Origin of the sequence: Trichocoleus sp. FACHB-591 (assembly GCF_014695845.1) — a bacterium.
In the GTDB taxonomy this organism is placed as follows: Bacteria; Cyanobacteriota; Cyanobacteriia; order FACHB-46; family FACHB-46; genus Trichocoleus.
This window is the reverse complement of record NZ_JACJPA010000109.1, coordinates 29,076-42,065: the sequence shown is the minus strand read 5'-3', so window position 1 is coordinate 42,065 and position 12,990 is coordinate 29,076. Positions and strand designations below refer to the sequence as shown.

Annotated in this window: 8 protein-coding genes; 5 read left to right on the top strand and 3 right to left on the bottom strand. The window is 51.3% G+C overall.

The genetic code is table 11. The features are described 5' to 3' along the window. Together H6F90_RS23055 and H6F90_RS23050 are read right to left on the bottom strand one after the other, a co-directional pair. Positions 1-951, bottom strand: a complete 951-nt coding sequence (locus H6F90_RS23055) for a branched-chain amino acid ABC transporter permease (protein ID WP_190431913.1) — start codon at positions 949-951, stop codon at positions 1-3. Between the two features lie 21 nt (positions 952-972). Further along, positions 973-2,196 carry an ABC transporter substrate-binding protein gene (locus tag H6F90_RS23050; protein ID WP_190554477.1) on the bottom strand — a complete coding sequence of 408 codons (1,224 nt, stop codon included), beginning with the start codon at positions 2,194-2,196 and terminating at the stop codon, positions 973-975. 372 nt (positions 2,197-2,568) lie between these two features. Here H6F90_RS23050 and H6F90_RS23045 point away from each other — a divergent pair, with 372 nt between their 5' ends. Next, positions 2,569-2,940, top strand: a complete 372-nt coding sequence (locus H6F90_RS23045) for a hypothetical protein (protein WP_190554476.1) — start codon at positions 2,569-2,571, stop codon at positions 2,938-2,940. A gap of 48 nt (positions 2,941-2,988) precedes the next feature. Here the strand turns inward: H6F90_RS23045 and H6F90_RS23040 are convergent, their stop codons facing one another. Next, complete coding sequence (locus H6F90_RS23040) at positions 2,989-3,681, bottom strand: ComF family protein (RefSeq protein ID WP_190554475.1); 693 nt, start codon at positions 3,679-3,681, stop codon at positions 2,989-2,991. Positions 3,682-4,001: 320 nt separating this feature from the next. Here H6F90_RS23040 and H6F90_RS23035 point away from each other — a divergent pair, with 320 nt between their 5' ends. The 4 genes from H6F90_RS23035 (at position 4,002) to H6F90_RS23015 (ending at position 12,889) form a co-directional block, all read left to right on the top strand. Beyond that, positions 4,002-7,061, top strand: a complete 3,060-nt coding sequence (locus tag H6F90_RS23035; protein ID WP_190554474.1) for an ATP-binding protein — start codon at positions 4,002-4,004, stop codon at positions 7,059-7,061. A 9-nt stretch (positions 7,062-7,070) separates the two neighbouring features. Further along, entirely contained in the window at positions 7,071-8,990 is a 1,920-nt protein-coding gene (locus tag H6F90_RS23030) for a CHASE3 domain-containing protein (protein WP_199296114.1), read from the top strand. A 92-nt stretch (positions 8,991-9,082) separates the two neighbouring features. Further along, a complete protein-coding gene (locus H6F90_RS23025) occupies positions 9,083-9,538 on the top strand; it encodes a response regulator (protein WP_190554473.1) in 456 nt (151 codons plus the stop codon). Between the two features lie 126 nt (positions 9,539-9,664). Beyond that, positions 9,665-12,889: a response regulator gene (locus tag H6F90_RS23015; protein ID WP_190554471.1), complete on the top strand. Its 3,225-nt coding sequence runs from the start codon at positions 9,665-9,667 to the stop codon at positions 12,887-12,889. Positions 12,890-12,990 lie beyond the last annotated feature (101 nt).

Here is a 12,990-nt window from a genome sequence, read left to right as displayed (position 1 = left end):
TTAAACCTTTTGCACGAAGGTACGACCTAACAAACCTTGCGGTCGCACCAATAGCATCAGAAATAGGATGCCAAAGGCGGCTGCATCTTTGTACGCCGAGTAGTCAGAGGGGACAAACGCTTCTACTAAGCCAATAACTACCCCCCCTAACACAGCTCCAGGGATACTGCCTAGTCCACCCAGCACAATCACCGCTAATCCTTTGAGGCCAAAGCCAATACCAAAGTAAGGCCCCGCAATCCCGACACTGGAACCAACTAACGTTCCTGCCAAACCACCTAGAAAGCTACTGACGAAAAAGGTCAAGACAATAAAACGATCGGTATTGATGCCGAGCAGACTGGCAGTTGTGGGGTCTTCTGCCACAGCTTTCATCGCTTTGCCGAACTTAGTGCGGTTAATCAAAAAGGTTAAAATCCCCAAGATCACCACAGAAACAGCAAAAATGATCACCTGTACGGTGCGAATCATGATCGGTTGGGCGACAGTGCCAAAGTTAATGGCTGCTGGCAAATCGCCATAGGTATTGTTAGGGAAAGTATAAATCTCTGCCCCAACGAGATACTGAATCAAGTTCACAATTACCACTGCCACACCCAAGCTGGAAACCACGGTGAGTAGCGGATCAGCGCGGCGTTGGCGCAACGGTTGAAAGGCAATTCGTTCGACAGCTACACCGACCAAACCTGCTAAACCACTGCCCAATACCAAGGCTAAAGCAAACGGCAGTTGCACCGGGAGAGAGGCATTCGCCAGCAAGCCGTTAAAACCAAACGCTCCGCCCATGAGCGTGTAGGTGAAATAAGCTCCGAGGGTAAAAATAGCACCGTGGGCAAAGTTAATAATGCCTAAGATCGAGAAGACCAGGGTATAGCCCAAAGCAAAAATGGCATAAACACTGCCGATCGATAAGCCATTCAAGAACTGCTGAAAAAACAGAGTAAAACTCATCAATTTCTCTGCGAGCTAAGCCTACTTGAGAAACACAAACTTGCCACTATCACGATCGCCTTCCATTTTGATTTGAGCGACATAGAACTCCTTCTGCACCACTTCACCCTCTGGAGTGAACGCAATCTCGCCCAAAGGAGTCGCATATTGCCCCCGCAAAATCTCCTGATTTAACGCTGTCCGCAGCTCAGCGATCGCCCCTGGATTGGGTTTGGCCTGGTCTCCCATTTTTTGTAGGGCTTCGACAAAAACCTGCACTCCTGCAAAAGCTTGAGCGCTGAACTGAGGCGGCTCCTTCTTGTATTGAGCTTGATAAGCCTTGCGGAAAGCCGCATTCACTTCGCCAGGATGCTCGGGGCTATACGCTTGAGCAATTAAAATGCCATCACAGAGCGCTTTGCAAACCGGAAAAATGTTAGAGGTGTTCAGGCCATTGCCGCCAATAATTGCGCCTTTGTAACCTAGTTCCCGCAACTGCCGCACCAAGTTACCGCCATCGGCAGCCAACCCAGAAATAATTACCAATTCCGGTTTGAGATTGAGCGTATTCGTGACTTGGGTTTGAAAGTCGGTATCTGTGGTTTGAAACTTCTGGACTGTAACCAGATCGAGGTTTTGGTCTTTTACGGTCTGCTGAAAGGTTTCAGTTTCCGATTTACTAAAGGCATCGTTTTGAGCATAAAAAACTGCTACCTTCTTGATGCCAGGATTCAGTTTTAGCGCCGCTTTGACTGCGTTTGGAGCTACCACCGCCACCGGAGCGGAAACTCTGGCAACGTACTCTCCAATCTGCGGCACACCTTTCGCAGTATTAGAAGGGCCAAGAACAGGAACTTTCGCTCGGTCTGCGACTGGATCGGCTCCAAAGGCTTGCTGAGACAAAGTTGGCCCAACAATGCCGACTACTTTGTCTCTAGTAATCAAAGTTTGAAACGCATTAATCGCTCCTGCTTCATCTCCAGCGGTGTCCTGAAACACGAGTTTGATTGGGGTGCCGTTGATACCACCTTTTTCATTGAAATATTTCTCGGCAATCTTGGCTCCTGCCACTTGCTCTTGCCCTAACAAAGCCACGTTGCTAGTTTGGGCTACGGCAATGCCAATGGAAATCGGTGTACCTGGACTGGATGTGGTGGTATTAGTTGTATTGTTGGTGGCTGTGTTGTTGGAATTGGGACTACAAGCTCCCAGAAATAAAGCCCCAGTGACTAATAAAGAAGATGTATAAGCGGAAAACTTTTTCATGGCTGACGGCGTGGGAATTTAGCGCTGATGCAAGAGCCAGTTGGGTAAATTGCTTAATTGCAGGCTCGGTATGGACCTCAAGGGTTGGTAATTTCTTTATCATCCCATGAGCGTGTGATCAAGCGGTATCGACCTAGATGCTCGGCGAAAACCTCACCACATCTTGCTCTGCTAACCGAAACTTGCTTGACTCTGCATTCGCGATCGCCCAGGTGCAGCCGCTTAAATTAATCTGAAAAGAATTAGAATTATTTTTATAAATTAAACCGTGCTTGGTAAAATCTTTGAAATTATCAATTACTTATTAGTTAAGGATTAATTTTAGACAGTGATTCAGAAGAATTTCAACGCTAAAGTCTAGCTGAGGTCTAGATGAATATTTCGGAACAACTCAGCCATCAACGAGTTAAACATATCGTCAATAGTTATCAATTGCATCTTGAGCCAAGCGACTTAATTGATGACTTTGAAGATTACTTAGCAGATCTCCTACGAGTTTATCCAGCACCCCTGATTGAATTAGCGCTGGTGGAGACGTTAGTAGACAACTGGTTAACTGTCCCTCTCGTTAGGGGATTTCAATTCCTATTGCAGGCGCATCAGAAGCTCAAGACTTGGGAACAGCAGCCCATTGTGAGCACGATTACACCAGAGCAATTTCAACAAATTGCTGGCTTAGATCCTAGCCCGATCTTTGGCCCCACTCGGCCCACACGGATGCAACCTACTGTATATCCTTCTTAAAGTGCTTTAAATTCGCAATCTCATCAAACTTATTTCTTCAAACGCGCCTTAGTATTGCGCCTGAGCGATCGCGATGATGCCACAAACCTTAATCCCTTGCGATCGCAGGATTTGGGCGGCTGACTGTACTGTTGCTCCAGTCGTGTAAATGTCATCGAGTAGCAACACAGGGCGATCGCGCGGGCCTCGCCATCCAGATTGATTCAGCGCAAAAGCCGCTGCCAAGTTCTGCTCTCTAGCGATTTGCGACAAACCAAATTGAGCTTCTGTGGCTCGAATTCGCACTAAACCTTGCCGCTGCAAGGGCAAACCTGTTTGCTCGCAAAAGCTCTGGGCTAAAAGTTCGGCTTGGTTATACCCACGTTGTTTTAGTTTGGCTGCGTGGAGTGGAATGGGTACCACTATGGGTAAGGGTGCCGCCGAGGTTGGATGAACGAGATGTTTTGGCCCTTGCTTGAGCCAAGCTTGCCCTAACCATTGCCCTAGAGGCTGCGCGACTTGAGGTTGGTAGTCGTACTTCAAGCCCGCTAGCACCCGTTTGAGCGTGCCGCCATATTTGCCCCAAGCAAACACCGGGAGTTGCCCCTGCCACTGCGCCGATGGAGCTGGCAAAGCACAGCGTTGGAGCTGGCGATCGCAGTCGAGGCAAAAGGTAGCGGCAGTCGAGCGCTGACACAACGGGCAAGGAGACTCCAGGATTACATTCAGCCAAGCTTTCAACGGATGAGTCCAGTGGCGCATCAACAAACCCAGTGCAGTTATGGAGTAGATCAGTTTGTTCAGTTCTCTCTAGCCAGTTTGCTCTATTCAATTTGTAGAGAAACCTTGCTTCCTTAGACTACACAGCTCGCCTCAAGATCTATCTGTAGACAGAGCGGGATCAAGTGGAAAAGGTTCTTGGAGTCGTTGCTGAATTTAGCTCAATCAGTCTTGATAGAAAGGCTATGTCCTTGAACCCAGAATTGGGTTTTGGGCACCCTGCTCTGTGCTGGGTATGCAGGTCTGTTGACGCTGAGCTATTTGATTGCTCTATTTGCTCTATTTACAGTGAAGGCTGGTTGATGACGGTGAGGTACACGGCTCTACAACATTACGGTATCGCTGCATTTACGGTGGCGATCGCCTTGGTCTTCACCTGCTTACTGCAACCCTTACTGAGTCATACCCCAGCCCTACTATTTTTTATTGCAATTGTTGTCAACACTTGGTACAGCGGTGTAGGCCCAGGGTTTGCGGCTGGTTTTCTATCGGCATTGGCCTTTGAGTTCTTCATCAATCTACCCTTGTTCCAGTTCAACTTTACTGAAACAGATCTGCTGCGCCTTGGTGCTGGGATTGCCGCAGTGGTGGTGACAAACTTGCTCCACCACAGGCTTTGGCTGGCAAAGCGACAAGCTCATTTGCGAGGTCTGAAGCTCTGGGAAAGCCGAGAACAACTCAGTCTGGCGATCGAAGCCGCCCAAATGGGCAATTGGGATTGGGACATCCGTACCGGTAAAGTTAGCTGGTCACGCCAACAAGAGCGGTTATTTGGCCTGCCCGAGGACTCTTTTTCGGGTACCGTGAGCGCCTTTTTAGCTTGTGTGCACCCAGACGATCGCGATCGCCTAGCCCAATCTTTTAAGGTAGCGCAAGCCTCTAGAGCCGACTATAGCGAAGAGTTTCGGATTATTTGGCCCGATGGCACGCTGCATTGGGTCGTCAGTCGGGGGCGGTTTCTGCAAAATGAGATCAGTCAACCGATCCGAATGTTCGGGACCGTTCTAGATATTACGGAACGCAAGCAAGCAGAGGAGGTGCTGCGCCAATCTCATGACGAATTGGAACGGTTAGTGGAGGAACGCACTTTAGCCCTCACCCAAGCCAATGTGATTTTGCAGCAGGAGATTGCAGAACGCCAGCAGGCCCAGGAAGCTTTGTATCGGCGAGAGCAAGAATCTAAGGCACTCTTGGATAACACCCCGGATGTAATTATTCGCTGCGATCGCGCCTTTCGCTATGTCTATGTCAATCCAGCCGTAGAGCGCATCACCGGATTCCCCGCCGCTTTCTTCTTGGGCCATACGAGTCAAGAACATGGTTTGCCAGAGTCATTCTGTCAAGCTTGGGACAGCAGCATGGAGCAGATGTTTGCCACAGGAAAAGAGCAGACGGTGGAATTTAAAGCTCCTAGCCTGCAAGGATGGCGCACTTATCAATCACGGGTGGTACCCGAGTTGGATGCTGAAGGAAACGTGCAATATGCCTTGATCGTCAGCCGCGACATTACCGCCCTCAAGCAAGCGGAAGCCGAACGGGTGCAGTTGATCCAAGCCCAAGCTGCACGGGCGGAAGCGGAAGCCGCACAACAACGCGCCGCTTTTTTAGCTCAAGTGAGTGCTCAACTCGCGACTTCCTTGGAGTCTGAAGTGGCCTTACAAGCGCTCGCTCAGGTTATCGTGCCCAACTTGGCAGACTACTGCCTGATTTATGTCCGAGATGAAAGTTCAGACCTAATTCGTCGCGTGGCTGCGGCTCATGTTGATCCGACGCAGACCGAGCAATTACTAGCCTTCAATCAAAACTATCCTCTGCATCTGCAAGCCCAAGTGCCCGTGGCTGAGGCGATCCGGACCGGAAAAGCGTTTTGTCAGGTGGAGATCGCGGAGACATTTTTCCGAGAATTTCCCACCAGTTCCGGGCATATCACTGCCATCGAAAATTTAGCCACGCGGTCTTTTACAATTCAGCCGCTCCGGGGTAGCGATCGCATTTTAGGCGCTATTTTGCTAGCTACAACTGTCTCCGATCGGCGATATGGACCCGACGAAAGAGTGTTGGTGGAAGAAGTAGCGCACCGAGCTGCGATCGCACTGGACAACGTGCGGTTATATCAGAAAGCGCAGCAAGCCAGAGCCGCCAGTGAAGCTGCCCGTCGCACCGCCGAAGCCGCCAATCGCATGAAAGATGAGTTTTTGGCTACCCTGTCCCACGAACTTCGCACTCCCCTCAATTCGATTTTGGGCTGGTCCCGCTTGCTCACGCAGCGTCAGATGGATGCCGCTACCACCACACGCGCCTTAGAAACCATTGAGCGCAACGCTAAATTGCAAGCCCAACTCATAGAAGACATTTTGGATGTTTCGCGGATTATTCGGGGCCAGTTGCGGCTCAATCTCTGCCCTACCGATTTAGTGACAGTGATTCAAGCGGCGATCGATGCAGCGCGTCCGGCGGCTGAAGCTAAGTCACTCCAAGTCACCTGTGCTTGTACTTCTCCCCGGTATCGAGTCACGGTTGATCCAGACCGGATTCAGCAAGTGGTATGGAATTTGCTCTCCAATGCCGTCAAGTTTACGCCGTCTGGAGGGCGAGTCGAGGTGCAGATGGAGCAAGTCCAAGCGCTGGGCAACTCCAACCTAGATTGCAATGGCTCTCCGGGTGAGCCTCAAGTAGAAATTCGGGTCAGTGATACGGGCTTAGGCGTGGCACCGGAATTTCTGCCCCATGTCTTTGAACGCTTCCGCCAAGCCGACAGCACCACGACGCGATCGCAAGGCGGGTTAGGGCTTGGTTTGGCGATCGTGCGTCACTTGGTTGAGTTGCATGGAGGTACAGTCCAAGCTACAAGTCCGGGGGAAGGCCAAGGCGCTACTTTTAGTGTGCGGCTCCCGCTCGTTACTAGGGCAGAACCCACTCAAGTACACAGTGTTGCGGAGTTGGGTGCCGTGGCTACAGACCCAGGGCCAACCCTAGAGGGGATGCAGATTTTGTTGGTGGATGATGAAGTAGATATTAGAGAGTTATTCACGGTTGTTTTAGAAGCCCAAGGCGCTAAAGTCACTGCCGTGGCTGCGGTCGCAGAAGCCCTGGCTGTACTGCAACATTGCCAACCCGATGTGCTCGTCAGTGATATTGCGATGCCAGAGCGTGACGGCCATGAGTTGATTCAACAGGTGCGGGCCGATGCCAGGATTTGTCATATTCCGGCGATCGCCTTAACAGCCTACGCTGGTGAAGCAGAACAACAACGCTCTCTCACGGCTGGATTTCAGGTGCATTTGTCCAAGCCTGTAGAACCGATAGCCCTGACTCACGCGATCGCAACCTTAGTGAAATCTAGCCCTAAGGTCAGCCTCTGACAGTAACCTATGTCCAAGATTTTGCATCGTCGCCTCACGGTCTACTTCGTCTTTGGCCTCGCTGTTTTGGCGATCAATGTGGGAGTGTCGTACTACCATATCCTGCAACTGATCCGAAACAATGCCTCGGTCACTCATTCCCAAGAAGTGATTATCACCTTGGAGAGAATGCTTTCGACCTTGAAAGATGCCGAAACTGGACAACGAGGCTATCTCTTAACCGGGGCAACCCGCTATTTGCAACCTTATAACAGTGCGATCGCTCAAATAAATCAGCGAGTGGAGCAGTTGCAATCCTTGACTAGGGACAACGCGAACCAGCAAGGTCGTCTCGCTTTCTTGAAACCCGTAATCAACCAGAAGTTAAGCGAACTCGACCAAACGATTCAATTGGGCCAGCAGAACAAGCTGGAAGCGGCTCGGCGGATTGTGTTGTCCAATCGAGGCAAACAACTGATGGATCAAATCCGCCTCACGGTTGCTGATATGCAGCAAGAGGAGGCAGACCTGTTAGTGCTGCGCTCGCAGCAGTCCCGCGACAGCATCCGCCAGACCACGCTCGCCCTATCGCTAATTGCCATTCTGACCTTGCTGCTACTGGTGGGGTTTTATGCACTCATCACTCGTGACCTAACACGGCGCAAACGCGCAGAAGCCGCTCTGCAACGCTCGGCTCAACGCTTAGCCATCCTGCATGATATTGATCGCGCCATCCTAGAAGCACACTCATCGCTAGAAATTGCTCAATCGGCGATCGCTCGTCTGTGCTATCTAGTACCTTGCCGACAAGCCTTGCTGTTGCGCTACGACTTTGAAGCTGGCGAAGCGCAGATTTTAGGGAATAGCAGCAACGGAAAAGTTTCTCGGTTGGCAGTTGGCACCCGCCTACCCCTGGCATCCGTTTTACCTAATGTCGAGCCATCTTCACCCTTGACTTTATCTAATCCGCCTCATGCCGCTGAGGCGCTAGAAGCAACTTGCCTTACCAATCTCTTGCCTGAGCCTACGGACGAACATGAAACCTGTTTGACGTTGCGGCTCAAAAGCGAAAGCACCTTGGTGGGCGAGCTGAGGTTGCTGGGCGCTCATGTGGCCACACTGACCCCTGAGCAGCGAGAAATCAGTCAGGAAGTCGCCAATCAACTGGCGATCGCGCTAGAGCAAGCCCAATTGCGAGAACAACTCCAGCAAAATGCCACCGAGCTAGAGAATCGGGTTTTAGAGCGCACCGCTCAACTCCAAGCAGCCAACACCGAGTTAGAGGCGTTTGGGTACTCGGTTTCTCATGACCTACGGGCACCCCTGAGAGCCATGCAAGGGTTTACCCAAGCCTTGCTGGAAGATTATCAGGAAGCTCTAGATGAAGTTGGCCAGGACTACGCGCATCGCATCAGCAAAGCCGCTCAACGCATGGACACGTTGATTGAAGATTTGCTGGCGTACAGTCGCTTGAGCCGCGCTGAGTTGCAGCTACAACCGATCGATTTAACTGCTTTAGTCAGTGAGATTTTGGCGCAGCTAGACTTAGAAATTCGGCAACGCCACGCCCAAATTACGGTTGTGCCCCCGCTCCTCAGCGTCATGGGTCATCGCGTTACCCTGGTGCAAGTCCTGACCAACTTGCTGATGAATGCGCTGAAGTTCGTGGGGGCGGGAGTGCAACCCCGAATTAAAATTTGGGCGGAGACGCAACCCGATGGCGTGCGGCTGTGGGTGAAAGATAACGGCATTAGCATCGCTCCGCAACATCAAGAACGCATTTTTCGGGTTTTTGAGCGTTTGCATGGTACCGAAGCATATCCTGGCACTGGCATTGGTTTAGCGATCGTGCGTAAGGGGGTAGAACGCATGGGTGGTCGGGTCGGAGTTGAGTCTTGCCCTACCCAAGGCAGTCAGTTTTGGCTAGAGTTACCACAAGCCCAGAGCTAGACCAAGCCCAGAGTTACCACAAGCCCAGAGTTAAACCAAGTCCAGAGCTAGACCAAGCTAGAGTTACAAGAGACAGAGACGGAGAGAGCGCTATGATTTCAAGCACGTCAGGATCAGTTTTATTGGTGGAAGATGATCCAAATGACGTTTTACTCATTCAACGAGCCTTTACTAAAGCGAACCTCCCGGCTCCGATGCAGGTGCTAGACAATGGCGAAGCCGCTGTACTTTATTTGTCTGGCCAAGACCCTTATCGCGATCGCCATCAGCATCCCTTACCTAGTCTCGTGTTGCTCGACTTAAAACTTCCCTGCCGTTCTGGGCATGAAGTGCTAGCGTGGTTACGACAACAGCCTGAGCTAAAGCGTCTCCCCGTGATCGTGCTGACCTCCTCCCAAGAAATGGGCGATGTGAATCGGGCCTACGATTTGGGCGCAAATTCTTACTTAGTCAAGCCAGTAGCCTTCAACGCTTTATTAGACATTGTGAAAATGCTCGATCTCTATTGGATGAATCTCAATCAAGCCCCCACGCTGGCCCACGATTGAGCCTTGATGCCATCCCAGATGCGGTTTAGGATGCAAGTTAAAGCGATCGCGGCAATTGTATCCAGACCCGACTTGCAGTAACTTTTCTCTGGCGCAGCTTGAAGTGGATGTTCAGTTGGCAATCCTATGACAAGGATTTTGATTATCGATGACAACCCTGATGATCGCCTCCTGGTAAAGCGGGAGTTGCACCGGGAGTTCCAGGACGTAGAGCTTCAGGAAGTTGCTACTGCGGCGCAATTTACCCAAGCTCTCGCTACAGATACGTTTGACTTAGTCGTCACTGACTATCAGCTAGGTTGGAACAATGGGGTGGCGATCGCCCAAGCCATTAAAGCCCGTTATCCCGACTGTCCGGTGATTATGTTCACCAACAGCGGTAACGAAGAAGTGGCGGTGGCAGCGATGAAGGCTGGGGTAGAAGACTACATCCTCAAGTCTCCCAAACACACCTTTCGCTTAGCGATCGCCGTCCGCTCTGCCCTAGAACATGCGATCGAGCGACGCAAATCAGCTCAGTTACAACAACAACTCCAATCCTTGCTGGTGCGCCTGAATGTGGGTGTGTTTCGAGCGAGTGCAGATGGGCATTTGCTAGAAAGCAACAGCGCCTTTCAAAAGATCCTGAAATTACCGCACACTACCGCTGCCCTAACGCTGAATTGGCAAGAACTGTTTTGCCACCATGCCGACTACTTAGAATTTCAACAATGGTTACAAGCCAGTAGCCGCTACTACGAGCGCGAAGTCCAGCTCTGTAGCCAGGGTAGTCGCATTTGGGCTTTGCTCAGCGCCACCTTGAGCCAATCAGCCGATGGTAAAGCTTTTATTGATGGCTTGTTAGAAGACATTACTCCGTACAAACAAGCCGCGATCGTTTTAGAAGAAACCAACCAAACCTTACAAGCGCTGATCCAAGCCTCTCCACTCGGCATCACCATGCTGGACCCCGAAGGCCGCGTCCAGCTTTGGAACCCTGCCGCTGAAAAGATTTTTGGTTGGTCTGCGTCAGAAGTGCTGGGTCAACCTCTCCCTAGTATTCCTGTCGATAAACAGGCAGAATTTTTACAAAATTTACAGACGACTTTAGCGGGCCAACTGCTCAGCGGATTTGAAACTTATCGCCAGCGCAAAGATGGAACGTCGATCTTTATTGACTTATGGACGGCGGTGCTGCGAGACGACAAGGGGCAGCCCAACAGCGTTGTGTCGCTGATGTCAGATGTATCTGAGCGTAAGCGGGCCGAGGTGGAGCGGCTGAAGCTGCTAGAGCGAGAACAAACAGCTCGAGCGGCGGCGGAAGCTGCGGAACAGCGATTTCGCGATTTGGTGAATGGACTCGACGCGATCGTGTGGGAAGCCGAAGCTAAAACTTGGCAGTTTACCTTTGTCAGCCAGCAAGCAGAGACGATGCTGGGCTACCCCATCGATCGCTGGCTGGAAGACACAAATTTCTGGCCCAGCTTAATTCACCCAGACGATCGCGATCGCGTCCGCCAGATCTGCCAAACAGCAGCGACCACCCGCCAAAACCAAGATTTTGAGTATCGGGCGATCGCAGCGGATGGCCGAGTGATTTGGTTGCGGGACATTGTTTACGTCGTCACCGATGCGTCCGGTCAAGCTCAGCAACTCCGGGGCGTGATGGTAGAAACCACCGAGCGCAGGCGGGCGGTGAGCGCTTTGCAGTTTTTGGCCGAAGCGAGCACTGTATTAGTGTCTTCGCTCGACTACGAAGCCACGCTTACCAGTATGGCGCAGCTCACCATCCCTACCTTGGCCGACTTCTGTACCATTGATATGGTGGAGGAGGGAGAAACGCTGCGGCGCTTAGCGATCGCTCACAGAGACCCAGCGCAAGCTCAAATGATGAAAGAGCAGTTGCAGCAGTACCCGCCTAATTTGACCAAGCCGCATCCTGCTTTCACTGCTCTACGCACTGGCAAATCTGTGCTGATTCCAGAAATTTCTTCAGGGTTTTTGGCTGAAATTGCCCAGGATGCCAAGCACTTAGCTGTGTTACAGCGCTTAGCAGGCCGCTCTCTCATGTGCGTCCCTCTCGTAGCCCGCGAAAGAGTGTTGGGGGTTATTTCTTTAATTCGAGTAGACTCTACGCGGCCCTATCAACCAGCCGACTTAAACTTAGCAGAAGATTTAGCGCGGCGGGCGAGTGCCGCTGTAGACAATGCCCAGCTCTACCAGGCAACCCAAACGGCTAATCGCATGAAGGACGAATTTCTCGCCATCGTATCTCACGAGTTGCGATCGCCCCTCAATGCCATTCTGGGCTGGTCCCGCCTGTTGCGAAATCGCAATTTTGATCCTGCTACCACCGAGCGCGCCCTAGAAACCATTGAGCGCAATGCCAAGCTGCAAACCCAATTAATTGAAGACTTGCTCGATGTCTCACGAGTGATGCGGGGCCAGATAAAGCTGCAAATGCGGCAACTCGACTTGGTGCCAGTGGTTGAAGCGGCCTTCGATGCTGCCCGCCCTTTACTCGAAGCCAAGTCGATCCAACTGCAACTCACTTTTGACCAACCCAATAGCTTCATCTTGGGTGATAGCGATCGCTTGCAGCAGGTAATTTGGAATTTACTGTCCAATGCGATCAAGTTCACGCCTCCAGCAGGGCACATCACGATGCATCTGCGTCACTGCGAAACCACTGTAGAAATTGAAATCGCTGATACGGGGCAAGGTATTAGTCCGATGTTTCTCCCTCATGTCTTTGACCATTTTCGTCAAGCCGACAGTACGACAACTCGCTCTTTCGGCGGTTTGGGTCTAGGACTCGCGATCGTACGGCATTTAGTCGAGCTACATGGGGGCCAAGTGAAAGCAGCCAGCCCAGGTATAGGCCAAGGCGCTACGTTTACCGTCCGCTTACCTCGAAGCTTGGGTCCAATCCCAGGAACTGTTCTACCTTCAGTCACGTTGGCAGGACCCGCCATAACCCTCCCATCTACGCCTAATCTGAATAACTTACGCATTTTGGTGGTGGATGACGATGCTGATACCAGAGAATTTTTGATGACTGCTTTAATGCAGCAAGGGGCTGAGGTAAAAGCTGTTGGCTCCAGCCCAGCGGCCTTAGCCATGCGGCAACAGTGGCAACCTCAAGTGTTAGTCAGCGACATTGGCATGCCTGGTGAAGATGGCTATGTTTTGATCCGACAGTGGCGTGCGGCAGAAGCAACCCAAGGTCGCAATATCCCAGCGATCGCCTTGACTGCCTATGCCCAAGCAGAAGATCGCCAACAAGCTCTAGCCGCCGGATTTCAGCACCACTTATCCAAGCCTGTAAACTTGGCCGAGTTAATTAATTTGATTGTTAGCTTAGTCAGCTAACTGAATGAGTCGGCTAAGTCGGTTAAATAGCAGTCAGGTCTTTAATCATTGCAAGGAAGATCCAGGGAAAGACAGCCACTAGATTAAGATTGAAAGATTAT

Coding starts and splice junctions, on each gene's coding strand:
- H6F90_RS23030 (WP_199296114.1), top strand. CDS start 7,071: ATGTCCAAGATTTTGCATCGTCGCCTCACGGTCTACTTCGTCTTTGGC.
- H6F90_RS23050 (WP_190554477.1), bottom strand. CDS start 2,196: ATGAAAAAGTTTTCCGCTTATACATCTTCTTTATTAGTCACTGGGGCT.
- H6F90_RS23055 (WP_190431913.1), bottom strand. CDS start 951: ATGAGTTTTACTCTGTTTTTTCAGCAGTTCTTGAATGGCTTATCGATC.
- H6F90_RS23035 (WP_190554474.1), top strand. CDS start 4,002: ATGACGGTGAGGTACACGGCTCTACAACATTACGGTATCGCTGCATTT.
- H6F90_RS23015 (WP_190554471.1), top strand. CDS start 9,665: ATGACAAGGATTTTGATTATCGATGACAACCCTGATGATCGCCTCCTG.
- H6F90_RS23045 (WP_190554476.1), top strand. CDS start 2,569: ATGAATATTTCGGAACAACTCAGCCATCAACGAGTTAAACATATCGTC.
- H6F90_RS23025 (WP_190554473.1), top strand. CDS start 9,083: ATGATTTCAAGCACGTCAGGATCAGTTTTATTGGTGGAAGATGATCCA.
- H6F90_RS23040 (WP_190554475.1), bottom strand. CDS start 3,681: ATGCGCCACTGGACTCATCCGTTGAAAGCTTGGCTGAATGTAATCCTG.